Origin of the sequence: Bacillus sp. FSL K6-3176 (assembly GCF_038003325.1) — a bacterium.
In the GTDB taxonomy this organism is placed as follows: domain Bacteria; phylum Bacillota; class Bacilli; order Bacillales; family Bacillaceae; genus Bacillus; species Bacillus altitudinis.
This window is the reverse complement of the sequence record NZ_JBBOOX010000001.1, coordinates 2,905,873-2,928,908: the sequence shown is the minus strand read 5'-3', so window position 1 is coordinate 2,928,908 and position 23,036 is coordinate 2,905,873. Positions and strand designations below refer to the sequence as shown.

Genomic DNA, 23,036 nt, shown 5'->3' with positions numbered 1-23,036 from the left:
ATCCTTGTTTTTCATAACAAAAGCAGGGATTATTATTTAGAGAAGCGAACTATTTTTGATACATAAAAGGGGGAGATCTATTGATGAAGAAATTGATAACAGCAGAGGATTTAACACAAATCGTGTCTGTTTCTCATCCAGTCTATTCACCAGATGGAAAAAAGGCTGTTTTTACAAAAGTATCGGTGAATGAAAAAAAGGATGATTACAATATTCATTTATGGGTTCGAGATGAAGGGACAGGGGAGCTGTCACAATGGACATTCGATGATGGAAAGCATCATCAGCCAGTGTGGTCAAATGACGGGAAGCAGCTTGCGTTTATTTTGCAGAAGCCAAAGGAAGTCCCTCAGCTCGCACTCATTCAGAGCGATGGCGGCGGCATTCGTACTTTAACGAATATTCCTTACGGCGTATCTCATCCTGTATTTTCACCGGATGGAGCGTTCATTTATGCATCGGTCTCATTAAAACAAGAAGAATCTGTTCATGATGAAAAAAAGGAAGAGTGCGATGACTTTGCTCCGGCAGTATATGATGATTTGACTTATAAAGCAGATGGCAGAGGCTTTTTAGACGGGCGTCTGACGCAAATTGTACAAATCGATGTCTGCTCAGGGGAGGTAGAGACGGTTACGAGTGAGCAGCAGCATCATGTGAATCATGTCGTCTCTCCTTGCGGAAAGTGGCTCGCCTATATTCAATCCAACCCGCAGACGTTTTACATAAGTGATATCTGTCTCCTGTCATTAAAGGACGGTACATCCAAGAAAATCACCCAATCAACAGGCGCTTACTCGACCGTATCATTTTCTCCAAATGGAGAAAGCCTGTTGTACATTGGACACGAGCGTGAATTTCAGAATGCAACCTTCCCATCATTGTGGCTGTATGATCTGAAGGAGAAAAAGACCGTTCAACTGTCAGAAATGCTCGATATGTATGTTGGTAACTGTATGGCAGGGGATAGTGTCATAGGTGAAGCCAATCAGCTTCCGCAATGGACGAAGGATAGTCAGGGGTTTTATGCGCTTGTTTCTGATCAAGGGAGTACCGGGATTTATTATTTCTCTATTGAAGGCTTAGCCTATCCCGTTTGTTTAGAGGCAGAACATGTGACGAATTTCAGTCTTCATCCAGATGAATCAAAAATGCTGATCAGCCGTCTTTCACCTGTCTCGCCTAGTGAGCTGTATGAGCTGACTTTAGGGGAATCCTCACTCAAGCAAATCACGTTTGAGCATGATGACTTTCTAAAGGAACATGTCATATCCGAACCTGAACCAATTTCTTTCCAGTCAAAAGAAGGAGACGTTGTACATGGCTGGTTGATGAAGCCTGCTCAGATGGAAGAGGGGAAGACATATCCACTTATCTTAGAAATTCATGGCGGGCCGCATGCGATGTACGGTCATACATATTTTCATGAATTTCAAATGCTCGCAGCTGAAGGGTATGCGATTGTGTACATCAATCCTCATGGCAGTCATGGATACGGACAGATGTTTACAGACCGGGTAAGAGGCAGCTATGGTGACGTTGATTATGAGGATGTCATGCTGGCTGTTGATCATGTGCTCGAAGCCTATGACTTTCTTGATGAAACAAGGCTTGGCGTAACAGGCGGCAGCTATGGCGGTTTTATGACCAACTGGATTGTCGGACAGACAGACCGTTTCCGTGCAGCTGTTACACAGCGTTCCATCTCGAACTGGATTAGCTTTTATGGCATCAGTGATATCGGTTATTTCTTTACAAAATGGCAGATAGATGGGGATATTTATGACTCTGTTGATAAGCTATGGGATCGTTCGCCGCTAAAGTATGTAAAACAGGTGAATACACCGCTTCTGATCCTGCACAGTGATGAAGACTACCGCTGCCCAGTTGATCAAGGAGAACAGCTTTTTGTGGCATTAAAGGAGCTTGGAAAAGACACGAGATTAGTCAAATTCCCGAAGGCTTCTCATGATTTATCGAGAAGCGGCCACCCTGGGCAGCGTATTCAAAGACTGACCTTTATTCAAGAATGGTTTAGAGAGAAGTTATCCTAATCAAAAAACGGCCCTGATTGGGTCGTTTCAGCGTGTAGACAAACCCTCGCATTCGGTGTCAGTCCTGCGTTCCGGTGCTCACGAATGTCAAATTCGCTCTGCGCCAGTACTCGTCCTTCCTAGACTGCAAAGGTTTTCTATCACACTGAAAAGAAGACAAAGGGCTAAAATTAGCCCTTTGTCAACAATTAAAAAACGACCCAGTAAGGGTCGTTTTCATGTCATATATGAATTAGAAAACCTGTTCAACTTCTACAACGCCAGGTACTTCTTCTAATAATGCGCGCTCAATACCGGCTTTCAATGTAATGGTTGAACTTGGGCAGCTGCCGCATGCACCAAGAAGGCGTAATTTCACAATGCCATCTTCAATGTCTACAAGCTCACAGTCTCCACCATCACGTAATAGAAATGGACGAAGTTTGTCCAGTACTTCCTGTACTTGGTCTTTCATTTCGACTTCAGTCATTAGATATAATCGCTCCTTTCACAACATATCACCATTATATTCATTTGGACGATAAAAATCTATTGATTGGTTTCAAAGTTTCCTTCTCATTATAGCACAATCTCATCTTGAAACAAAAAGTGATTTTGACTTTTTTCATACAGAAAATTCAGCTAAAATAAAGAAAGAATGGGGGCTTGTCAAATGAACAAAACCGTTGATCTTTATGTATATGGAAGAGATGTCCTGTGCGCTAGTTGCGTGAATCTGCCTTCTTCAAAAGATACATTTGAGTGGCTAGATGCAGCATTAAAACGAAAATATCCAAATCAGCCGTTTCGCATCACATATATCGATATTGAGCACCCGCCTGAAAACGAACGCCAAAAAGAATTATCTGAACGAATTCTTGATGATGAATTCTTTTATCCGCTTGTCCTTGTTGAGGATCAAATTGTAGGAGAGGGCAATCCGAAATTAAAAGATATTTATCAAGAAATGGAGAAATACGGGTACGAAGAGAGCAGTGAATGAGCTGTTCTTTTTTTAGAAAAATAAACCGAACAAACGTTCTTTTTAGGTTGATTTAGAACGTTTGTTCGGTTATAATGAGATGAAAGGAGCGTGAGCATCATGAATTATTTACTAAAACAATCTCTTCATCAACAAATACCGATTGATATGATTTATATGAAGAAAAATGGAGAGTGCTCGAAACGAAAAATCATTGTACATCGTCAAACTGAACAGTTCATACAAGCGTATTGTTTATCGAAGAAGACGATCAGAACGTTTCGTAAAGACTGCATCCTTGCGCTTGCTCCTATCAAAGTGAACCATCCATCGGCACATGCCGTTTCATAATAAAAGCTCCTTCATTAGAAGGAGCTTTGAGAAGAAATTCACATCATTTTATCCATTGTGGTGCTTGTACATCCAAAGAAGTCCAGATTTTAAGAGTCTTGGAACACGACCAACAAGCGGACGATCCGCCACTAAACCAAAGCCGGCTTTTTTCCCTAAAGAGCCAAGTACGCCTTTTAACTTAAACTGTGGGTAAGCCTCAGGAAGCGGCTCGTTCTTCCAGCGTTTCTGTAGAGATTGCACAATTTGCTCTGCCTGTGCCTCGGCAAGCTGTGCACTTGGTGCGTGCGGCAAGCTTGCGCAGTCACCTACGACATAGACATGCTCATCTCCAGGGAGATTGTGATGAGGAGTTAAGACGACACGGCCTTGGGCGTCTTTTTCAACATCCATATCTCGCACGACTTTACTTGGCTGAATTCCTGCTGTCCACACGATGACATCTGCTTCAATGGCATCGTCATGGTTGTACACAACTCCTTCTTCAACCTTCGTAATATTGGCGCAGTTAATGATCTTCACATCATTTTCTTCAAACCATTTTTGTACATATAAACTTAATCTTTTTGGGAAACTGGAAAGAATCAGTTCTCCGCGGTCAAAAAGAATGATGTTTAAATCAGAACGGCTTTCACGCAGTTCACTGGCCAGCTCTACCCCGCTAAGTCCAGCACCGACGATACCAACCGTTGCACCTGCACTCAAATTGTTTAATTTGTTATACGTATGTCTTGACTGATCAATGGTTTGAATGCTGTATGTATGTTCTTTCGCACCAGGGACATTGTGATACTTGTCCTCACAGCCGAGTCCGATTACCGTATCATCATATGGAATCGGTTCACGGTCGCTAAATAAGATCTGTTTGTTTTCAATATCAATTTTTTCTACTTCCCCGTATTGAATATCCAGCTTCGGATGCTCTGGAAAAGATACTCGAATGTGATGATCAGAGATCGTTCCAGCAGCAAGTGCATAATATTCTGTTTTTAAACAGTGGTAAGGATTTCGATCAATTAATGTGATAGTAACATCATCAGGTAATTGATTTGGCAATAAGCGGTGGAGAACCCGCATATTCCCGTAACCTCCGCCGATCAAGACTAAATTTTTCATGACGATTCTCCTTTTCCCCCTAGACATTGAAAAACACTTATACTAAAAAACTTTAAGTTAAAATACCAAATAAAATTATATCGAATTTACTGTGAAACCACAATAATTGTTTCAAAATAACCTACATATTCATTACTTAGTCCTAAATAGTAAAACATTTTACGGGGAATAGGCGTAACGATTTATTGAAGCTCATGTTTTGACTAATAGAAGGAATTTCGGTAGGATAGTAAGGCAAATGTGAGGTGAAGCACAGTGTTTCCACTGATCGAATTTTGTGTAAGTAATCTTGCACAAGGGTCTCAAGAAGCAAAAGAGAAACTTGAAAAAGACCCAAACTTAGATGTAATGGAATACGGTTGTTTAAGCTACTGCGGCAAATGTATGGACTCCCCATTTGCCCTTGTGAATGGAGAATTTGTTTCTGGAGAAAATGCAGAGCAGCTAGTTGAGCGTATTTATGCTTTTATAGAGGAAAACGACATGTTTTAAATGCACCACATGGGTCATGAGGTGCATTTTTTTCATATATTCAGTTTCCGTTTTTCAGGAAAAAATGTAGAAAGCGTATCCAATATGTTATGCTAATAAAATATCACCAAAATGAAGCATCACACGAGAGAAAAAGAGACATATGCATAATAAAAGCCCTTTGCCATGGCAGCAAAGAGCTTCTATGTATGAAAAACGGGGGATGATAAGATTGTCTCCTGAATCGACTCCTTTTATACTATAAAGAAACAACATTTTTGGAGGACGCTCATGACATCATTTCAATTCACGAAAATGCACGGACTAGGAAACAATTATATATACGTCAATCAGATGCAGGAACAGCTTCCAGAAGAGCAGTTATCAGAGATAGCAATTCAGGTTTCTTCTGTTTACACAGGAATCGGTTCAGACGGAATGATCCTCATTTGTCCATCAGATGTTGCACCTGTGAAGATGCGCATTTTCAACAATGATGGATCAGAGGGCAAAAACTGCGGTAACGGTCTGCGTTGCGTTGCAAAATATGTGTATGAGCATCAAATCGTAACAGACACAACGTTCCAGATTGAGACATTGTCAGGACTCGTTGAGGCGACCGTTCATGTGCAGGATGGTCACGTTCAGTTAGTGACAGTAGATATGGGTAAACCTCGTTTTGAAAAAGAAGCGATGCCAATGCTTGGTGAACCGGCCAGTACAACGATCAATGAACCGCTTGATTTTGGCACGACGACCTTAAATGGAACAGCTGTTTCAATGGGGAATCCCCATATCGTATTCTATTTAGAAGACATTGAACAGGCGCCGCTCGATTCGCTTGGGCCAATCATTGAAAAGCATGACATGTTTCCAGAAGGCGTCAATGTAGAATTTGTGGAACGTGTCAGTGAAACGGAACTGCATTTTCGCGTGTGGGAAAGAGGATCAGGGATTACGCAAGCGTGCGGAACAGGAGCATGTGCTGCGGCTGTATCAACGATTGTGAATGGACATGCGAAAAAAGAAACGGATATGACCGTTCATCTAGCTGGCGGAGACCTCATCATTCGCTGGAAAGACAATGACCATGTGCTGATGACAGGACCTGCTGAAACGATTTGTGACGGCACATTCTATCTCTAAACCATTTATTTGAGAAAAGGCAACATCACGTTTATAATTGAAAAGAAACATCCAGTCAAAAGGAGGGATGATCGTGAGTACACCAGTAACGATTACAGAAGCTGCTGCATTGCAGATTAAAGATATGATGAAAGAACATGAAGAAGAAAATGCGTTCCTGCGAGTGGGCGTAAAAGGCGGCGGCTGCAGCGGTCTTTCATACGGGATGGGCTTTGACCATGAAGTCTCAGAGAAAGACACGCAGTTCGAACAGCACGGCATCAAGGTTCTTGTCGACTCCGAAAGCCTTGACATCATGAACGGAACCATCATTGATTTCAAACAATCACTAATGGGCGGCGGTTTCACGATTGACAATCCGAACGCCATCGCGTCATGCGGATGCGGTTCTTCGTTCAGAACAGCCACGAATACCGGTACGCCGGAAGAGTGTTAGAATTTCAGTATCAATGAATTCTGTAAATCCATTTTGAATAAAAACCTCCTCAATTAGATTATAAATTTGAGGAGGTTTTTTTATGTTCTTTTTTAAAGGTGCTTAAAATTCTAACAAGGTTTTCAACAAGTCTATTTGAAATGATTAGATATAGCATGAGCATACAGTATGTTTCGTACGATAATTAGAATTCATTATTACACCGATTTGCTTTGAAATTCATTAAAATGTTTAGGTGAAAAATAATCCGCAATTTTTTAAAATTTCATTTGTATCAAGTACGGTTGCTTCTTCAATTCCTACATTATTCATTTTCATAAAAGATTGTACAGCTTGATAACCTACTGCATAGGCTGCAAAGGGTGATAATCCGACAGGTTGATATCCTTGTTCTTTTGCAATGTTATCACCAAACATATAACTACTGACCTCAGCAAACCCTTTCGTATATAAAGCGTCTTTAATCACTTCTTTTGAATATTCTAAGTCCTGTTGATCAAAAGAAGTGACCCAAGGTCCTAGCATCTTTTCACCATAAAGTTCTTTTGCAAATGATTCAGCTAAACCTTCTATAATTAAGTAATCTCCAACCGTTACATTTCCGTAATCCCATTCAAAATAGGAAAAACGAATATTATGATGGAATTCATGCGCAATTAGAGCGGGGATCCGTGGGATGTTATAAGAGTTCGGATATATTGAGCATTGGATAAATCCCGGAATTCCTCCAAAGCCACAATACCCTTTTTGTTGTTCTAGCTTTTTCGGATCAGCTATATATAGACCAAATCTCAATTCATCAGAATTTATATGAAGGTTGTGTTTTTTGATAAAATTCATACAATAGTTCAAGGTGGTATTTGCCATTTGAAGAGCTTGAATTTCTTGTAGTTTTTTTAACGCTTGTTTACCAGTTTGTGTTTGTGATACATCAAGATAGCCAAGCATATTGGTTGCCATGATGACATCATAGCCATTTTTTTGTGTAGCTTTTAACGGAACGTTTATCATATTCCACATCTTTTCAAAAGGTCTCATCATGTTGTATCGAAAAAAGTGTTCTTTATTTTCTTTCAGCGAAAACAATTTTTCGTATTGAGCGATTGTATCTTCAATGATGATGTTCATCGCTGGGACCTCTTTTCTGTTGATCAGCAAATACTTTCATGGCTTCACTCATGAATGAAGCCAAGCCCTCACCATATTGATCTATATTTTTTGTAAATCGTTCATCTTGAATATAGAGTTGACCTAATCCATAAAATGCCTCGAGGGAGTATTGAGTAAAGTGATGATTTAAAAATTCATACCATTCTCTGATGGCGGCTTGTACTTCTTTGGATTGAGGAGTGAGGTTGCGGAGGGATGCTAAGTTTTGAAAAACTCTATCCCATCTCAAAGATAAATCATGTTGTTCATCTTTCGACAATCGACTTAATTTGAAGTTCACGTTATCAATGGACTGATTCCCCCAGCGACAGCGAGCTTCTTCTTCATATTGGTTGAATTTCATGTTCATTCCCTTGAACCTCTCTTTATTTGTTAGGTGAATTTCTCCCGTTATATGTTTTAGCGTCTTGTCAATATTTTCAATCATTCTATCGAGTGTATTTCGTTTTTCCATCAACATTTTTCGTTGTAATATAAATGCTTCATGTTTATCAAATGACGGATTGTTTATGATTTCTTTTATTTCCTTTAAGTTAAATCCCAGTTCTCTGAAAAATAATATTTGCTGTAGTGTTTCAAGGTTTTCTTCTGAATAAAGCCGGTAACCAGCATCCGTGACTTCTTTTGGGGTCAACAAACCAATTTGATCATAATGATGAAGTGTACGAATACTAATATCAAACAATTTAGCGACTTCTTTTACTTTCATATTCAACACATCTCCTTATGATATTCACTATAAAGTATGACGTTACGTGAGGGTCAATAGAAAGGGATCAATGAAGGTGTAAAAAATGAAAAAAAGACACTCATTCAGCGTCTCTTTCTCAAATTGCTTCTTCTATTTTCAATAGTTCTTTATCCAAGACATCCACCAACTCTTGGGTGCTAAACATATAGATCACCACTTCTTTATTGCCATCTTCCACATGGACTTCAATTTCAATTTTAATCTTTGCTGGTTTTTCATGGTACACCACTTCAAAGATGCCCATTCTTTTCGTTTCGTTGTTTTTATTCATTTTTTGAACGTTGGTGAGTATCTGTTTGATTTCTTGATCACTCAAACCAGCATCTAAAATCGAAGTAGACACATGTGTTAAAAAAGGTTCTAGCTGATCAACATCCATATTCAATCCTGCAGCGAATTGAGCATAGTGTTTGTTATAGTCTTTTGCAAACACTTCTACTGAGCCGCCAATTATCAGTAACAAGCTCAAACTAATCATGAAACGCTTTATCATCTTTCCACCTATCCTTCATGACGATCTTCTCCTTCTTATATCGGTTGAACCAATCAAACCTTCATTCATTCCATTCCTTCTTAAACAATTTGTAAATCGCTCAATTTTGTTACAGCTTGTCCTCACAACTGGCTATTTCCACTCGAAAAGAGTATCATGAGAACCAAACATATACTGTCATCAGAAAAGAGGTTGCTGAGGTTTGAGTGAACAAATCAATTGCAGGAACTGTCATGAACTGATTCCGTATCGGTCCAAAACATGTCCATCTTGCGGGATAGACAAGCCGCTTCCGAAAAAGGAACGTGTGAAGGATCGGGTGATTTTGGTTGTGGCAGGAATTGTTGTGGTGCTACTTGCTGCAATGGTACTTGGAATGGCGAATGCCTATATTGGGATTTTTAAATAAACAAAAAAGGAGTTCCGCAGATGGAACTCCTTTTTTTGATCCGTTCTTATTTATTTTCAAATAAGCTTGTGGAATGAAGCGGCTGTACACGGGCTTTCGGGTCCATGTAGGCTTTCGCGTTGTTCACAGCAGTTGGTGCTTCACCAAATCCGCTTGCGATTAATTTGACTTTTCCTTCATACGTACAGATGTCTCCTGCCGCATAGAAGCCTTCGATGTTTGTTTCCATCGTGGATTTGACCACGATAGAGTTCTTTTCGATTTCAAGGCCCCATTGTTTGATTGGTCCAAGGGAGGAAACAAAACCGAAGTTGACGATCACATCGTCCACATCTAGTACTTGTTTTTTATCGCCTTTCACTTCTTCAAGCACAATTTGTTCAATGCGGTCTTCTCCAATGAGTTCAGTTGGCACAAATGGTGTCAGCACATTGACTTTCGAGTTGTGCAAGTTTTCTACACTGTGCTCATGTGCACGGAATTTATCACGACGGTGAATAATCGACACTTCTTTTGCGATTGGCTCAAGCATCAGTGCCCAGTCAACCGCAGAGTCTCCACCGCCAAGAACAGCAACACGTCTGCCAGCGAATTGGTTCAGGTCATTGATGAAGTAATGCAGGTTGCTTCCTTCAAATGATTCTGCTGCATCTAGCTCAAGCTTTCTCGGTTGGAATGCACCGTTACCAGCTGTAATGATGATTGTTTTTGAATAATGAACCTCTTGGTTTGTAACGAGTTTGAAAATACCGTCTGCTTGTTTTTCAACCGTTTCCACAGCTTGCTCTAAGCAAATGGTTTGATCAAATTTATCCATTTGTTCCTTTAAATTATCAACTAATTCTTGTGCGCGGATTTTTGGGAAACCAGCCACATCATAAATGTATTTTTCAGGGTAAAGAGCGGATAGTTGACCGCCGAGCTGAGGAAGGCTCTCAATGATTTTCACACTTGCCTGTCTCATGCCTCCGTAAAACGCAGTAAACAATCCGACTGGGCCGCCCCCGATAACGGTAATGTCATATACCTTAGAATCTTCTTGCATTCCTTAATCCTCCCAAATGAAAATTGTTATCACTATATCATATCATACCACATATCGTCGTTTGACTTGTTTTGAAAAACTTGTCGTTTTTTGATGCCGATGCTGTGAAAAGGGGAAAAAAGAGAGAAAGACCGTTTATCCTAAGGATTTTCAGTTTAAAGCCTTGAAAAAAGGAGCAGAACTCGCTATTATTGTTAAGGGAACTAAATATTAATTTTTTATGAATTTTTGTCGGATACGGTCAAATGCTTTCGTTTTTTGTAGGTGAAAGTTCAGATTTTCACATACTTATTTTTTGTTTAAATTTCATAAAATGCCGCAAAGCGGTTGAGAATAACGATATGTAATTCTTTATCCGTTTTACAGCAAATTTAAAAAAGGTGGATGTGATTCCAGTGAATAAACCGAAAATCGTTGTATTAGGTGCAGGTTATGGCGGATTAATGACTGTAACAAGATTAACAAAACAGCTTGGCACAAATGATGCGGACATTACTCTTGTGAACAAGCACAATTATCATTACGAAACAACATGGTTACATGAAGCAAGTGCAGGTACTCTTCATCATGACCGTTGTCGTTATCAAATCAAAGATGTGATTAACAGTTCCCGTGTCAACTTTGTACAAGCAACAGTTGAAAGCATTAATAAGGAAGAGAAGAAAGTTGTGACATCAGATGGCGAACTTTCTTATGACTACCTTGTTGTTGCGCTTGGTGCTGTTCCTGAAACATTTGGTATTGCAGGACTGAAAGAATATGCATTCTCAATCTCTAACATTAACTCTGCTCGTCAGCTTCGTGAGCATATTGAGCTTCAATTTGCGACTTATAATACAGATGCTGAAAAGCGTCCAGAGCGTCTGACAATCGTTGTCGGCGGTGCAGGCTTCACAGGTATTGAGTTCCTTGGTGAGCTTGGAAACCGTGTACCTGAGCTTTGCAAAGAGTATGATATTGATCAAAAAGACGTGCGTATTATCTGTGTAGAAGCTGCACCAACAGCTCTTCCAGGATTCGATCCTGAATTGATCGACTATGCGATGAACTACCTTCAAGGTAAAGGTGTTGAGTTCAAAATCGGTACAGCGATCAAAGAATGTACGCCTGAAGGCATCATTGTTGGAAAAGACGATGATACAGAAGAAATCAAAGCTGAAACTGTTGTATGGGCTGCTGGTGTACGTGGTAACCCAATCGTTGAAGAAGCTGGATTTGAAAACATGCGCGGCCGCGTAAAAGTGTCTCCAGATCTTCGTGTACCAGAAAATGAAGATGTATTCATCATCGGTGACTGCTCATTAATCATCAATGAAGAAATTAATCGTCCATACCCACCTACTGCACAAATTGCGATGCAGCAAGGTGAAACAGTAGCGAAAAACCTTGCAGCACTAGTAAAAGGTGGCACGCTTGAAAGCTTTAAGCCAGACATCAAAGGAACAGTTGCTTCTCTTGGTGAACACGACGCTGTAGGTGTTGCGTTTGGTAAAAAACTTCAAGGAACAAAAGCTTCTGCAATGAAAAAAATCATCGACAACCGTTCATTATTCATGGTTGGCGGACCAGGACTTGTTCTGAAAAAAGGAAAATTCAAGTTCTTCTAAACCGATATAGACAAAAACGTGTATCCCTGTGGTACACGTTTTTTCATGTTTTACGGAATGTTTTCTCACTTGGTACTGGACAGAAAAATATGTTATGATGAATTATCAGAAAATTTAGATTAAGGAGTGAGCAATATGAATGCACAAACGAAAGAAAAAAAGTCAACTTGTCAGTATTGTTCAGGAAAAGGGTATTTTCAGTTATTGCTCGGCGGATCAGAAACATGTGAGGAATGTAAAGGGACAGGAAAGAAGCATTAATCTTACGGCTTTTTCCATTGATTGACTTCATCTCTATTTCCAAGTTAAACTAATGATGGGATATTTGGGGGTGGAGATGAAGTGATCAGTTTACCAGTCGTTATCATTTCAGTTATTTTATTTTTCGTGTTATTCTTCGGCATTGGCTTTTTGCTGAATATGCTGCTGAGAATGTCATGGATTATGGCAATTTTATATCCAATTGTATGCCTTTTCATTATCAATAATCAAAAGATGATCGCTTATGTAAGAGAACCAGGTATTGCTTTTTCCGGGATAGGAGACCGCATCGTTTCTCTTGCTGCGGCAGATATCATCATTTTATTAAGTGGTCTAGTTGGTGCCATTGCCTCAGGTTTTGTCATCAATGCCCTTCGTAAAAGAGGCTATCAAATGTTTTAACTCACTTGTCTACACGCAAGTGGGTTTTTTTGTTTCTCCTTTGCATAGTTTCCATTTTGTTTGGAAACAAATAGATGGGTAGAGGAGTGACAAATAGAGATGAAAACATGGATGAAACGATTGTTCATGACAGCCCTGTTTATGCTTGCCTTGATGACAAGCTTTACGGGCATATCTGGCGTAGAACCAAGTGATTTAGCTGCATGGGTGAAAGAGACCGATGCCGGTAAGCACGTATCTTCTTTTTTAAAGCATCCAAAAAGGCAGACGATGGCGGTGAAAAGTGACGATTTGCGAGCTGTTTCTCTCGAAGAAGCATTTAATTGGAACGATTATCCGAAGCAAAAGGTTGTCGCCACAGGTTATACAGCAGGTGTAGAATCAACAGGTAAGACGAAAGAACATCATGCATATGGCATTACATATTCAGGCGTCAAAGTAAAACGTGATTTATATTCAACCGTGGCAGCGGACCCATCTGTCTTTCCGATAGGAACTGTCCTGTTTATCCCCAATTATGGCTATGGTGTAGTCGCAGATACTGGGAAAGCGATTAAAGGTCATAAGCTTGATTTATATTATGAAACGGTTGATGATGTGTATAGAGAATGGGGTAAAAAAGTGCTGGACGTTTATGTGATTAAAAAGGGTGAAGGAACGCTGACAGAAAAAGACTTAAATCAGTTGAATGAAGCAGAATCGATGCAAGTGTTCCGGCAGCAGTTTCAAGCCAATAAAGAATAAAAAAGCTTTGGATCTCAAAAGGTCCAAAGCTTTTTCGTTTCTACATGAAGTAATAATCTAAGATGAGTGTGAGCAAGATTCCTGTTAAGCCGCCGAAGAAGACTTCAATCGGCTTATGCCCAAGAAGCTCTTTCAATTTCTTTTGCTTCTCTTTTTCTTCCGCATTTGGGAAGTTCTTTGCCTCGGCAACAAACCGGTTAAAATCTGTGACCAGTTTGTTCAGGACAGTTGCCTGTTCTCCTGCCTGTCTGCGAACACCTGTCGCATCAAACATCGTAATAATGGCAAAGATGGCGGAAATGGCAAAAATAGATGTTCCTAGCCCGTGCTCTAAAGCAACTGCTGTTGAGAGTGCTGTTACTGCTGCGGAGTGTGAACTTGGCATTCCGCCTGTGCTTGTAATGAGCGACCAATCTAGTCGTCTAGAAATGATAAATTGAATCGGTACTTTTACAAATTGTGCAAAAAAGATGGCTGCAAGGCTGGCAAGCAGCGGAAAATTCGTCAGTACGCTCATGAACAAGAAACATCCTCTCTTTAAGAAAAAATAACGTGCGAAATGATAAAGTATTTACCCTAGTAAGATAAAAAAATGATGGCAGTAAGAACTGTTGCCAAGTCCATGTTCATTATAACATTAAAGAAAGTAGATGTGGAACGAGGAGACCATGGACAGGCTGCTATAGATCGCTGCCGCTTTTTCATGATACCCTTCCGCGTGCCAAAATATAAATGTTCTTCAAGGGAAGACAGGCTGGCAATGATCGTATCAGCACATAAATTTTGATATAATAGAAGTTCCAATGTGAAATATGGAGTTCATTGAAGGAGCGTGTGATAAATATGTTTTTCTCGACAAATGAGTTGCAACATAAAGATACACTGGCCATCGGACTTTTTCAAAAGAGCCAATTATCAGGAAAAGCAAAAGAAATGGATGAGTTACATGGAGGAAGAATCACTGAATTATTAAAAGAAGGCGATATTTCGTCTAAGCGAAATCAGCTTTCGAAATTTTTCCCATCCCCTGAAACCGGCATTAAACGCATTTATTTTGTCGGGCTTGGGAAGGAGTCAGATTACACGTTTGAAGAGGCAAAGGAAGTGTTTGCGCATTTATTTAAAAAGCTTCATCAAGATAAAAAGCAAGCAGTTTCGGTTTTGTTTGATACATTCACAGGAAAGGATCTGCCTGTTCAAGATGCAGCCCATGCCCTTTCTGAAAGCTGCCTTTTAGCTACATATGAATTACAAGATTTTAAACATAAAACGAATGAACCGGATCGCTTTATCGAATTTGTTTATGCAACAACGGATCATGATGCTGCCGAAATTCAGGCAAGTCTGAAAGTGGGCGAAGTCTACGGACAATCGGTCAATTCGGCTCGTACACTTGTGAATATGCCGCCGAACATGCTCACGTCCTCTGATCTTGCATCCTATGCGGCAGAGCTTGCTTATAAATATGAATTCGAGATTGAAATTTTAGATAAAGAACAAATGGAAGAGCTCGGAATGGGCGGTATTCTAGCCGTTAATAGAGGCTCAACAGAACCACCGAAGCTGATTGTATTGAAATATCAAGGCAAGGAAGAATGGACAGACGTCATCGGCCTTGTCGGTAAAGGCATTACGTATGATACAGGCGGGTATTCCTTAAAGCCAAGAGCAAGTATGGTGGGGATGAAAACAGATATGGGCGGCTCAGCCTCTGTTTTAGGCGCAATGGAAATCATCGGTGAACTTCGTCCAGAGCAGAATGTCATTGCGGTCATCGCCTCAACAGATAATATGGTCTCAGCAGATGCGATGAAGCCAGATGACGTCATTGTCTCACTGAGTGGCAAAACAATCGAAGTGCTTAATACGGATGCAGAAGGTCGTCTTGTTTTAGCAGATGGTGTGACATATGCGAAGCAGCATGGTGCCTCTGTGCTTGTGGATGTTGCGACATTAACAGGCGGTGTCATTGTGGCACTTGGGAATGAGACAACAGGCGTCATGACAAATAACGATGAACTGTATGCCCAGTTTAAAGAGGCATCAGAAGAATGTGGGGAAATGATTTGGCAGCTGCCAATCACCGAAAAAGATAAAAAACGAGTACGAAACAGCAAAATGGCTGATCTGAATAACTCACCAGGCCGTGATGGTCATGCGATTATGGCAGGTGCATTCATTGGGGAATTCGCTGAAGACACCCCTTGGGTTCACTTAGATATTGCAGGAACAGCCACGACAGAAAAGCCTTCATGCTTTGGTCCAACAGGAGCAACAGGTGTGATGGTCAGATCATTAGCAACATTTGTGGAACGATTTGAACCGAAGAAATAACGACGGAAGCTCTGCCAACTGGCAGAGCTCAGCGTGTAGACAAACCCTCGCATTCGGTGTCAGTCCTGCGCTTCGGTGCTCACGAATGTCAAATTCGCTCCGCGCCGATGCTCGTCCTTCCTAGACTGCAAAGGTTTTCTATCACGCTGAAAAGAAGACAAAGGGCTAAAATAAAATTCATTTTAGCCCTTTGTCAACAATCTGAGCTCTGCCAACTGGCAGAGCTTTTTATGTAGGACATACGCCATTTGACGAAGTAAATATTCTATGGTACCATACGTTGGTACTTTAATTATCTACTACATTAGTAAACTAAAGGATTTCGGAGGTTTCACCATGAATGCAGTTGTTTTAGCGGTTGTTTTAATGTTGATATTAAGCTTGCTGCGGGTCAATGTCGTGATTGCGCTGGCACTTGGCGCTTTAGCGGGCGGACTTGCAGGTGGATTAGGTCTAGGGGGAACAGTTCAAGCGTTCACTGACGGTCTTGGCGGAAATGCGACAGTGGCGATTAGTTACGCACTATTAGGTGCATTCGCAGCCGCACTGACAAAAACGGGTCTTCCTGATGCCATGGTCGAAGGAGCTGTGAAGCTTCTTGGAAAAGAAGGCGATTCAAGAAGAAAAACATTATCAAAAGTGCTCATTATTCTGGTCATTTTGATCGTATCTTGTTTTTCTCAAAACGTTGTTCCTGTTCATATTGCCTTTATTCCGGTCTTAATCCCGCCATTATTAAAGGTGTTTAACGAGCTTCAAATTGACCGCAGACTGCTAGCATGTGTGATGACTTTCGGACTTACTGCACCATATATTTTACTTCCGGTCGGTTTTGGACAGATTTTTCATGGAATGCTTCGTGACAACATGAAAGATGCAGGTTTAACAGTGAATTTAGCAGACATTCCGTATGCGATGCTGATTCCTGTAGGCGGCATGGTTCTTGGCTTGATCGTTTCACTCTTTGTCTATCGTAAGCCAAAAACATATGAAAATCGTGACATTACGGATGTAGAAAAATCAGCATATACAAAAAAGAGCTTATTCTTTGCTGGACTTGCGATCCTTGTATCACTTATTGTTCAGTTATATCTCTCTCAAAGTCTTGGAGTCGAAGGGATGATCTTCGGTGCGCTTGCAGGCTTGCTTGTCTTGTTTGTAACGGGAATGATGAAACGCGATGAAGCAGATGCGCTGATTACATCTGGCATGAACATGATGGCATTTATCGGATTTGTCATGCTTGTTGCAGCTGGATTTGCCAATGTTTTAACGAAAACAGGAGATATTGAATCTCTCGTCAAGGCATCTTCTCAATTTATCGGAAACAGCCAAAGCTTAGCGGCCATTTTAATGCTACTGGTGGGTCTGCTAGTGACAATGGGCATTGGCTCATCATTTGCAACGATTCCGATTATTACGACGATCTTTGTACCGCTTTGTTTACACTTAGGGTTCAGCCCAATGGCGACTATTGCGATTATTGGTTCAGCTGCGGCTGTAGGAGATGCAGGTTCACCTGCAAGCGACAGTACACTCGGACCAACATCTGGACTGAATATGGATGGACAGCATCACCACATTTGGGGTACATGTGTCCCAACATTCGCCTTTTATAATATCCCGCTCGTCTTGTTCGGCTGGCTTGCGGCAATTATGCTATAAATGAAAAAAGGGTTCCTTACTCGTAGAGTAGAGGAACCTTTTCTGATATTAGGAAGCTGTTTGTTCTTTTCGAAAGGATGTAGCTTTTGAAACAGATCGATAAATTTTAGGTGCCAGCATCGCAAGGAGGATGGTCAGCGCATAGTCTTTTACCATAAACCAAATCATGAAGAACCATGTAGTTTGATAAGAGATTGGTGCGTTCAGCCATACATTTAATGCGATGTATGTATAAGTTGTCCCGATCACATACATCACGGTCGTTCCTGCAATGGCTGCAAATAAAAAGCGGCCAAAACCAGGGTTTTGTCTTTTTTCAAGAATGAATCCGGCAAGCCAAGCAGCAGGAATGTATGATAACACAAAGCCACCGCTTTTTCCTAAAATAACGCCGAGACCCGCCGAGAACTGTGCGAATACAGGTGCACCAGCGATCCCAACAAGAGCATAGACAATCATGGCCAATGCGCCAAGTCGTCTGCCCAACAAAAGACCAGCAAGCACACAAAAAAACGGCTGCATAGTAAGTGGGATTCCGCCGACCTGTAAAAATGGCACAATGGATGTGATATTGGCTCCGATAGCCATGAGTGCAGCAAACATCCCGACGAGCACAAAGTCAGCTGTTCTTGTCTTCTTTTGCATGATATTTCCCCCTGTCTTATCTGTACAAATAGATTAAGGGGAAGAGGTTTTTTTGTCAACTCATTTTTATTTTAGGTTAACAATAAAACCCGCCCCTGAAAAGGGCGGGCTAGATATTAAGCTTCGGTCATGGAAGAGGTTTCAAGGGCTTTACTAACAGGCACATAATCATAGCCGAGATCACGAGCGACAGCTTCATAGGTGATATGTCCGTTCATCACATTGACGCCTTCAGCAATCGCCTTGTTTTCTTTGATCGCTTTTGCAGCGCCTTTATTTGCAATCTGCAGTGCGTATGGGACCGTGACGTTTGTTAAAGCAACTGTCGATGTTCTCGGAACCGCTCCTGGCATATTGGCAACAGCATAATGTAAAATGCCGTGCTTTTCATAAGTAGGCTGATCATGTGTTGTAATATGATCGATTGTTTCCACAATCCCGCCTTGGTCAATGGCTACATCGACAATGACAGAACCAGGCTTCATTTGTTTCACCATTTCTTCTGTGACAAGGGTTGGAGCTTTGGCACCTGGGATGAGAACCGCACAAATGAGCAGGTCTGCCTCGCTCACTGAATCTGCAATGTTAACAGGATTAGACATTAACGTTTTCATTTGATGACCAAACTGATCGTCCAGCTGACGTAATCGTTCCGCATTTACATCAATAAGAGTGACATCTGCGCCAAGTCCGATCGCCATTTTCGCTGCATTTGTTCCAACGACACCGCCGCCAATAATGGTGACTTTCCCTCTCGATACTCCTGGCACGCCTGCGAGCAGAATGCCTTTTCCGCCTTTTGGCTTTTCTAAAAATTGAGCACCAATTTGAGCAGCCATTCTACCTGCAACTTCAGACATTGGCGTTAATAGAGGGAGTGATTTTCCGTCCGTTACCGTTTCATAAGCAATGGCTGTTACACCTTTTTGTTTTAATGCTTCAGCCAAGGAGGGCTCTGCTGCAAGGTGCAAGTACGTAAATAAGATCAGACCTTCTCTGAAATATGAATATTCTTCTGGTAATGGTTCTTTTACCTTCATAATCATATCAGAAGATGCCCACACATCTTTCGCTTGATCAAGAATCTCTGCACCAACAGATACATAATCGTCATCAGTGAATCCGCTTCCAAAACCAGCGTTCGTTTCAATTAAAATCTGGTGTCCAGCTGAAAGCAATTGAGATGCTGCTCCTGGTGTTAATGCGACCCGGTTTTCATTGTTCTTAATCTCTTTCGGAATGCCGATGATCATATCAATTCCTCCTATGCTTATCTATTGATATTGTATGTCTAGTGTATCCTGAAAGTTTAGAAAATTCTTCGGTTGAATGAAAAAATTAAAAAACGCCTCTTTGTGAAATTTCACAAAGGGACGTTTTTTAGCTTCATATCAAGATAAATAGTCATTTTCTCATTCATGTTTTTTAAATCAATTTCTGCAATGTCCGTAATCCGCTTCAGTCTATAATTCAATGTGTTGATATGAATATTTAACTGCTTTGCGGCGATATTGGCGTTGCTGTCACAATCAATAAATCGTTCAAGGGTCTCGACAAGGTTGGAATGATGCCTGAGATCGTAATCCTCAAGCTTTGATAAAGAGTAACTGGAATAAGACGATCCCTTTCGTTTTTCAGCCAGCACATCTAAGTATTGATAAATTCCCAGTTCAGAAAAGCTGTTTAATCGTTCTGTTTCCACAGGAAAGCGTTCTTTTGTTTTTAAGACGGCCAGTGCTTCTTTATAGGATGGCTGAATATGAGTAATGTGATCGTAAATTCCACCAATGGCCGCTTGAACGTCATGGAGCTGATACCGATCAGACAACTGCTTTAGCATGCCGCTTGTGAATTGTTTAATATCTTGAAGCGGATGTTCTGTTTTTGGCGAGACAAGAATAATGAATTCGTTAAAATCAACAGTCGTTAACAGCACCTGCACTTGCTGCGTTGTTTCAAGCAGATAGGAGAGCTTCTTTTCCGTATCTTCTGTCAGTTCATCACGAAGGCGAAAAATAATAATCGCATACGTGTCTGGACACCTCATCCCAAGCCTCAAGAAGAGATCAAGCATCTCATCCTTTTCATGAATATGTCCTGTGAGCATCTTCCAAAATAGCTCCTGATTGCGTTCTTCTGTTTTCGTTTTTCGAATTTGTAAATTGAGTAATTTGTTTTTCACGGCATGTGCTGCCATCTTGAGAAGGTCCATTTCTTCATCTGAAAAAGGCTGCGTGGATTCAATTGCCCAGATAAAACCGAGCACCTCTTTGTCTTTCCATATGGAAATGGCAACCCTGCTGGATAGACCGACTTCTGCAATTTGAGGTACGCGAAGCGGTTCATCTGTTTTAAGGAGTGTAGGAATGATACCGTCTTTCCAAAGCCGATTAATGACTTTTTCCGGTACACGGCGGGAGATAATGGTTGAAGTTCTGGCGGGATCAGTGAAATCATTATGTGTGCTATAGGCTAATAATCGATGATGAGTATCTTCTATAGTAATAGGGCAATTGAGCACATCACTAATTTGGTCTGCCACATCCTCTAAACGATCAAGGCTATACTTAAATGGATCTGTCTTTTTTGTCATAAAAAACCCCTGCTTTTTCGAATATTTCACGTACTTACATTATGAAGAGAATCAGGTACGTAAATCAACAAGAAAATGCCATAATCATTAAAAAAACAAAAAGCTTGAGAAATGAGCACATTGGTCATGCGTTTATCACAAAAAGAAATAGTACAATAATAATGTAGTAAAAAATCAATAGGCGGAAAGGTTCATCGAAGTGCACGCCCTTTTATTAAGAATATATGACCAAAAAATTGTTAAATACTAGATAAAGAGCGAAAAAACAGTAATTCTATAGACTCATTTTGTAAAATAAAAACAGATTTGTTTGACTGTGTATCATTTCTGTTTTTATAATAATAACGTCAAAAAATAAGTGGATTAGCCCATTATATGGCGGCTATGCACGGGAGGTAATGAGGAATATGTCAGGAATTATTCGCGTAACCCCAGAAGAACTAAGAGCGACCGCTAAGCAATATGGTGTTGAAAGTCAAGAAGTGTTAAACCAAGTTGATCGTCTAAATAGAATGATCTCTGACCTAAAAGGAATGTGGGAAGGTGCTTCTAGTGAAGCATTTGCTGATCAATACGAACAGCTTAAACCTTCATTCATCAAAATGTCTGATCTATTAACAGATGTCAGCAATCAGCTTGATCAAACTGCAAATACACTTGAAAGCACTGACCAAGACATCGCTAGCCAAATCCGCGGCTAATCAAAGGGATTTCCTTTCTAAGTGTGAAAAGCAGAAAAAGCGCCGAGTCTGTCAGTTGATGCCGGCGCTCTTTCTATTTTGTGAGGTGGAAATTTGTGTATATCGATATTACCATCGACTTAAAAAACTATGATGGCAGTGTGTTTGATTTGAGACTATCAAATTATTTACATATTAAACAAGTCATCCATATCGCCTGGCAGGCAAAACAAATCTCACTACCTAAACGAGATGGCGGATGGGTGCGTGTAGTCAATAAGAAAGCTGTGTTTTCAGGCGAATATAAGCTGTCAGACTGTGGAATCACCACAGGAGACAGGCTGGAAATACTATGAAAGGACTTTTGTAAATGGCAGATAAAAAGAGTTCCTATTTAGAAGAACAATTAGAAGCAGTCATGAAAAAAGAGGAAGGCACTTACACCTTCATTTTTCAAAGAGAGACAATTAAACTCTTAGACGGTTTAGAAGCGGCACCGATTAAAGACATCAATCCTTCATTTAAAAAAGAGATCCAATTAACCGAAGGTGAGGTCATCATTTCGATTCAACCGCCTCCTGCCTATCAGGAATTTCGTTTCATCCATGCAAAGGATGAAAAAAGCAAATGGATTTTTTCATACCAGCTTGTCGATGCAGTGTGCAAACACGACGTGAAGCGGCTGCATCCTATTGTTTCTCCTGAAAACATTGTTTTTCATCAAGGCTTAGCGCCTGCATTTTTGCATTACGGGGTTAAAGAAAGCATCCCGCCATATGAAACCGACCAACATCGTTTGTTAAAAGAGGTCAAAGCAGTCATTCTTCGAGTGGTGGACCATGAATATCAGTTTCAAGAATATTTGGCTTATCATGATACATTGAAATTATCTGAGCAGGCAAAGGAAATAAGTGATACACAGTCACTGGAAGAATTGTCTGCTTTGATTCAACAAAAAATAGAAGCCATCGAAGCAAAAGAAAAGACGCTCTTAACCATTCCAAAAAAGAAATGGAAGATTGAACGATACATTGGACTTGGTCTCCTTGTTCTTTTGATTCCTGCATTGGTGTATACCATTTACACGTTCTTTTTCGCCATGCCGAAACAAGAAGCGTATGTGGAAGCGAACAAATATTATCTCAACAAACAGTACAGCCAAGTGGTGGATACGCTCGAAAAATACAAAGCCGATCAAATGCCAGTCTCTCTTCAATATGAACTGGCCATTTCGTATGTGCAAACGAATCAAGGAAATCTATTGCTTGACCAGCACAAAAAAGAAATCACGGATACGTACACATTGCAGACAGACCCGCAATACTTCCTGTTCTGGATTCATATTGGACAAGGCAATAGCAAGGAAGCTCTGGATATTGCAAGGGTGCTCGGGGACGACCGATACATATTCACAGCGCTCGTCGCCTACCGCAATGAAATTCAAAATGACGACAGCCTATCTGCTGAAGAAAAACAAAAACAGCTAGATCCAATCATTAAGGAAATGGCGAAGTATGAAGAAAAAGAAACAACGGAGACGAGCACCAATGACTCCTCAAATGCAAGCCAAACAGATGAAACAGCTGAACAAAAAGAGCAGTCAAAAGCAGATCAGGAGAAAAAAGAGAAAGAATCTGATGCAAAAAAGAAAACCTCTCAGACGAAAAAAGATGAGAAAAAATAATTCTTTCGATACAACTGA

General features: G+C 40.6%; 25 protein-coding genes and 1 pseudogene. 16 read left to right on the top strand and 10 right to left on the bottom strand.

Features of this window, described 5'->3' with window-relative positions; genetic code table 11:
- The first annotated feature begins 83 nt into the window (after nt 1–83).
- Nucleotides 84–2,054 carry a S9 family peptidase gene (locus MHB38_RS15345; protein ID WP_202734251.1) on the top strand — a complete coding sequence of 657 codons (1,971 nt, stop codon included), beginning with the start codon at nt 84–86 and terminating at the stop codon, nt 2,052–2,054.
- Nucleotides 2,055–2,286: 232 nt separating this feature from the next.
- On the opposite strand, the pseudogene MHB38_RS15340 reads toward MHB38_RS15345, so the two are convergent.
- Nucleotides 2,287–2,586 (bottom strand): annotated as a pseudogene (locus MHB38_RS15340) (NifU family protein).
- A 120-nt stretch (nt 2,587–2,706) separates the two neighbouring features.
- Here MHB38_RS15340 and MHB38_RS15335 point away from each other — a divergent pair.
- Nucleotides 2,707–3,036: a YuzD family protein gene (locus tag MHB38_RS15335; protein WP_008346819.1), complete on the top strand. Its 330-nt coding sequence runs from the start codon at nt 2,707–2,709 to the stop codon at nt 3,034–3,036.
- A 99-nt stretch (nt 3,037–3,135) separates the two neighbouring features.
- Nucleotides 3,136–3,366 (top strand): WYL domain-containing protein, encoded by a 231-nt coding sequence (locus MHB38_RS15330; RefSeq protein WP_008346816.1) that lies wholly within the window; start codon nt 3,136–3,138, stop codon nt 3,364–3,366.
- A 48-nt stretch (nt 3,367–3,414) separates the two neighbouring features.
- Here the strand turns inward: MHB38_RS15330 and MHB38_RS15325 are convergent, their stop codons facing one another.
- Complete coding sequence (locus MHB38_RS15325) at nt 3,415–4,482, bottom strand: NAD(P)/FAD-dependent oxidoreductase (RefSeq protein ID WP_039168948.1); 1,068 nt, start codon at nt 4,480–4,482, stop codon at nt 3,415–3,417.
- 255 nt (nt 4,483–4,737) lie between these two features.
- On the opposite strand from MHB38_RS15325, the gene MHB38_RS15320 reads away from it, so the two are divergent.
- The 3 genes from MHB38_RS15320 (at nt 4,738) to erpA (ending at nt 6,535) form a co-directional block, all read left to right on the top strand.
- Nucleotides 4,738–4,974 (top strand): YuzB family protein, encoded by a 237-nt coding sequence (locus MHB38_RS15320; protein ID WP_008346813.1) that lies wholly within the window; start codon nt 4,738–4,740, stop codon nt 4,972–4,974.
- Between the two features lie 270 nt (nt 4,975–5,244).
- Nucleotides 5,245–6,099, top strand: coding sequence for a diaminopimelate epimerase (gene dapF, locus MHB38_RS15315; RefSeq protein ID WP_202734252.1), 855 nt, complete (start codon nt 5,245–5,247; stop codon nt 6,097–6,099).
- 73 nt (nt 6,100–6,172) lie between these two features.
- Nucleotides 6,173–6,535 (top strand): iron-sulfur cluster insertion protein ErpA, encoded by a 363-nt coding sequence (erpA, locus tag MHB38_RS15310; RefSeq protein ID WP_008357254.1) that lies wholly within the window; start codon nt 6,173–6,175, stop codon nt 6,533–6,535.
- A gap of 231 nt (nt 6,536–6,766) precedes the next feature.
- Here the strand turns inward: erpA and MHB38_RS15305 are convergent, their stop codons facing one another.
- From MHB38_RS15305 to MHB38_RS15295, 3 genes are all read right to left on the bottom strand, one after another.
- Nucleotides 6,767–7,663 carry a DUF2268 domain-containing protein gene (locus MHB38_RS15305; RefSeq protein WP_341003855.1) on the bottom strand — a complete coding sequence of 299 codons (897 nt, stop codon included), beginning with the start codon at nt 7,661–7,663 and terminating at the stop codon, nt 6,767–6,769.
- Nucleotides 7,647–8,414 (bottom strand): MerR family transcriptional regulator, encoded by a 768-nt coding sequence (locus MHB38_RS15300; protein ID WP_017367975.1) that lies wholly within the window; start codon nt 8,412–8,414, stop codon nt 7,647–7,649. Before MHB38_RS15300 ends, MHB38_RS15305 begins: the two co-directional genes overlap by 17 nt.
- A gap of 118 nt (nt 8,415–8,532) precedes the next feature.
- Nucleotides 8,533–8,949 (bottom strand): hypothetical protein, encoded by a 417-nt coding sequence (locus MHB38_RS15295; RefSeq protein WP_096881806.1) that lies wholly within the window; start codon nt 8,947–8,949, stop codon nt 8,533–8,535.
- A 202-nt stretch (nt 8,950–9,151) separates the two neighbouring features.
- Here MHB38_RS15295 and MHB38_RS15290 point away from each other — a divergent pair, with 202 nt between their 5' ends.
- Complete coding sequence (locus MHB38_RS15290) at nt 9,152–9,358, top strand: hypothetical protein (RefSeq protein WP_008346803.1); 207 nt, start codon at nt 9,152–9,154, stop codon at nt 9,356–9,358.
- A gap of 46 nt (nt 9,359–9,404) precedes the next feature.
- On the opposite strand, the gene yumC is transcribed toward MHB38_RS15290, so the two are convergent.
- Complete coding sequence (yumC, locus tag MHB38_RS15285; RefSeq protein WP_008357239.1) at nt 9,405–10,403, bottom strand: ferredoxin--NADP reductase 2; 999 nt, start codon at nt 10,401–10,403, stop codon at nt 9,405–9,407.
- 389 nt (nt 10,404–10,792) lie between these two features.
- Here yumC and MHB38_RS15280 point away from each other — a divergent pair, with 389 nt between their 5' ends.
- The 4 genes from MHB38_RS15280 (at nt 10,793) to MHB38_RS15265 (ending at nt 13,417) form a co-directional block, all read left to right on the top strand.
- On the top strand, nt 10,793–12,010 hold the full coding sequence (locus MHB38_RS15280) for an NAD(P)/FAD-dependent oxidoreductase (RefSeq protein ID WP_162149727.1): 1,218 nt from the start codon (nt 10,793–10,795) through the stop codon (nt 12,008–12,010).
- Between the two features lie 135 nt (nt 12,011–12,145).
- Nucleotides 12,146–12,271, top strand: coding sequence for a YuiA family protein (locus MHB38_RS15275; protein ID WP_008346797.1), 126 nt, complete (start codon nt 12,146–12,148; stop codon nt 12,269–12,271).
- Nucleotides 12,272–12,352: 81 nt separating this feature from the next.
- Nucleotides 12,353–12,673 carry a YuiB family protein gene (locus MHB38_RS15270; protein WP_017367973.1) on the top strand — a complete coding sequence of 107 codons (321 nt, stop codon included), beginning with the start codon at nt 12,353–12,355 and terminating at the stop codon, nt 12,671–12,673.
- Between the two features lie 99 nt (nt 12,674–12,772).
- Nucleotides 12,773–13,417 (top strand): 3D domain-containing protein, encoded by a 645-nt coding sequence (locus tag MHB38_RS15265; RefSeq protein ID WP_007500437.1) that lies wholly within the window; start codon nt 12,773–12,775, stop codon nt 13,415–13,417.
- Between the two features lie 40 nt (nt 13,418–13,457).
- On the opposite strand, the gene MHB38_RS15260 is transcribed toward MHB38_RS15265, so the two are convergent.
- Nucleotides 13,458–13,934, bottom strand: coding sequence for a divergent PAP2 family protein (locus tag MHB38_RS15260; protein WP_008346791.1), 477 nt, complete (start codon nt 13,932–13,934; stop codon nt 13,458–13,460).
- Nucleotides 13,935–14,260: 326 nt separating this feature from the next.
- Between MHB38_RS15260 and MHB38_RS15255 the strand changes: the two genes are divergently transcribed.
- Nucleotides 14,261–15,751 carry a leucyl aminopeptidase gene (locus MHB38_RS15255; protein WP_341003852.1) on the top strand — a complete coding sequence of 497 codons (1,491 nt, stop codon included), beginning with the start codon at nt 14,261–14,263 and terminating at the stop codon, nt 15,749–15,751.
- A 336-nt stretch (nt 15,752–16,087) separates the two neighbouring features.
- Nucleotides 16,088–17,416, top strand: coding sequence for a Na+/H+ antiporter family protein (locus tag MHB38_RS15250; RefSeq protein WP_008345907.1), 1,329 nt, complete (start codon nt 16,088–16,090; stop codon nt 17,414–17,416).
- A 48-nt stretch (nt 17,417–17,464) separates the two neighbouring features.
- Here the strand turns inward: MHB38_RS15250 and MHB38_RS15245 are convergent, their stop codons facing one another.
- The 3 genes from MHB38_RS15245 to MHB38_RS15235 form a co-directional block, all read right to left on the bottom strand.
- Nucleotides 17,465–18,061: a biotin transporter BioY gene (locus MHB38_RS15245; RefSeq protein ID WP_008345905.1), complete on the bottom strand. Its 597-nt coding sequence runs from the start codon at nt 18,059–18,061 to the stop codon at nt 17,465–17,467.
- Between the two features lie 116 nt (nt 18,062–18,177).
- Entirely contained in the window at nt 18,178–19,314 is a 1,137-nt protein-coding gene (gene ald, locus MHB38_RS15240) for an alanine dehydrogenase (RefSeq protein WP_008345903.1), read from the bottom strand.
- A gap of 110 nt (nt 19,315–19,424) precedes the next feature.
- Entirely contained in the window at nt 19,425–20,654 is a 1,230-nt protein-coding gene (locus MHB38_RS15235; protein WP_007500450.1) for a PucR family transcriptional regulator, read from the bottom strand.
- Nucleotides 20,655–21,061: 407 nt separating this feature from the next.
- Between MHB38_RS15235 and MHB38_RS15230 the strand changes: the two genes are divergently transcribed.
- The 3 genes from MHB38_RS15230 to essB all read left to right on the top strand — a co-directional run bounded on the left by MHB38_RS15230 (nt 21,062) and on the right by essB (nt 23,018).
- Entirely contained in the window at nt 21,062–21,355 is a 294-nt protein-coding gene (locus tag MHB38_RS15230) for a WXG100 family type VII secretion target (protein WP_003213769.1), read from the top strand.
- 95 nt (nt 21,356–21,450) lie between these two features.
- Nucleotides 21,451–21,690 carry an EsaB/YukD family protein gene (locus tag MHB38_RS15225; RefSeq protein WP_008345897.1) on the top strand — a complete coding sequence of 80 codons (240 nt, stop codon included), beginning with the start codon at nt 21,451–21,453 and terminating at the stop codon, nt 21,688–21,690.
- A gap of 14 nt (nt 21,691–21,704) precedes the next feature.
- Entirely contained in the window at nt 21,705–23,018 is a 1,314-nt protein-coding gene (gene essB / locus MHB38_RS15220) for a type VII secretion protein EssB (protein ID WP_202734253.1), read from the top strand.
- Nucleotides 23,019–23,036 lie beyond the last annotated feature (18 nt).

Excerpts from the sequence above, each read along its gene's own strand:
- MHB38_RS15335 (WP_008346819.1), top strand. The coding sequence starts at position 2,707 with ATGAACAAAACCGTTGATCTTTATGTATATGGAAGAGATGTCCTGTGC.
- yumC (WP_008357239.1), bottom strand. The coding sequence starts at position 10,403 with ATGCAAGAAGATTCTAAGGTATATGACATTACCGTTATCGGGGGCGGC.
- MHB38_RS15345 (WP_202734251.1), top strand. The coding sequence starts at position 84 with ATGAAGAAATTGATAACAGCAGAGGATTTAACACAAATCGTGTCTGTT.
- MHB38_RS15230 (WP_003213769.1), top strand. The coding sequence starts at position 21,062 with ATGTCAGGAATTATTCGCGTAACCCCAGAAGAACTAAGAGCGACCGCT.
- MHB38_RS15330 (WP_008346816.1), top strand. The coding sequence starts at position 3,136 with ATGAATTATTTACTAAAACAATCTCTTCATCAACAAATACCGATTGAT.
- ald (WP_008345903.1), bottom strand. The coding sequence starts at position 19,314 with ATGATCATCGGCATTCCGAAAGAGATTAAGAACAATGAAAACCGGGTC.
- MHB38_RS15300 (WP_017367975.1), bottom strand. The coding sequence starts at position 8,414 with ATGAAAGTAAAAGAAGTCGCTAAATTGTTTGATATTAGTATTCGTACA.
- dapF (WP_202734252.1), top strand. The coding sequence starts at position 5,245 with ATGACATCATTTCAATTCACGAAAATGCACGGACTAGGAAACAATTAT.
- MHB38_RS15325 (WP_039168948.1), bottom strand. The coding sequence starts at position 4,482 with ATGAAAAATTTAGTCTTGATCGGCGGAGGTTACGGGAATATGCGGGTT.
- MHB38_RS15250 (WP_008345907.1), top strand. The coding sequence starts at position 16,088 with ATGAATGCAGTTGTTTTAGCGGTTGTTTTAATGTTGATATTAAGCTTG.
- MHB38_RS15295 (WP_096881806.1), bottom strand. The coding sequence starts at position 8,949 with ATGATAAAGCGTTTCATGATTAGTTTGAGCTTGTTACTGATAATTGGC.
- essB (WP_202734253.1), top strand. The coding sequence starts at position 21,705 with ATGGCAGATAAAAAGAGTTCCTATTTAGAAGAACAATTAGAAGCAGTC.
- MHB38_RS15255 (WP_341003852.1), top strand. The coding sequence starts at position 14,261 with ATGTTTTTCTCGACAAATGAGTTGCAACATAAAGATACACTGGCCATC.
- MHB38_RS15235 (WP_007500450.1), bottom strand. The coding sequence starts at position 20,654 with ATGACAAAAAAGACAGATCCATTTAAGTATAGCCTTGATCGTTTAGAG.
- MHB38_RS15305 (WP_341003855.1), bottom strand. The coding sequence starts at position 7,663 with ATGAACATCATCATTGAAGATACAATCGCTCAATACGAAAAATTGTTT.
- MHB38_RS15245 (WP_008345905.1), bottom strand. The coding sequence starts at position 18,061 with ATGCAAAAGAAGACAAGAACAGCTGACTTTGTGCTCGTCGGGATGTTT.
- MHB38_RS15265 (WP_007500437.1), top strand. The coding sequence starts at position 12,773 with ATGAAAACATGGATGAAACGATTGTTCATGACAGCCCTGTTTATGCTT.
- MHB38_RS15275 (WP_008346797.1), top strand. The coding sequence starts at position 12,146 with ATGAATGCACAAACGAAAGAAAAAAAGTCAACTTGTCAGTATTGTTCA.
- MHB38_RS15260 (WP_008346791.1), bottom strand. The coding sequence starts at position 13,934 with ATGAGCGTACTGACGAATTTTCCGCTGCTTGCCAGCCTTGCAGCCATC.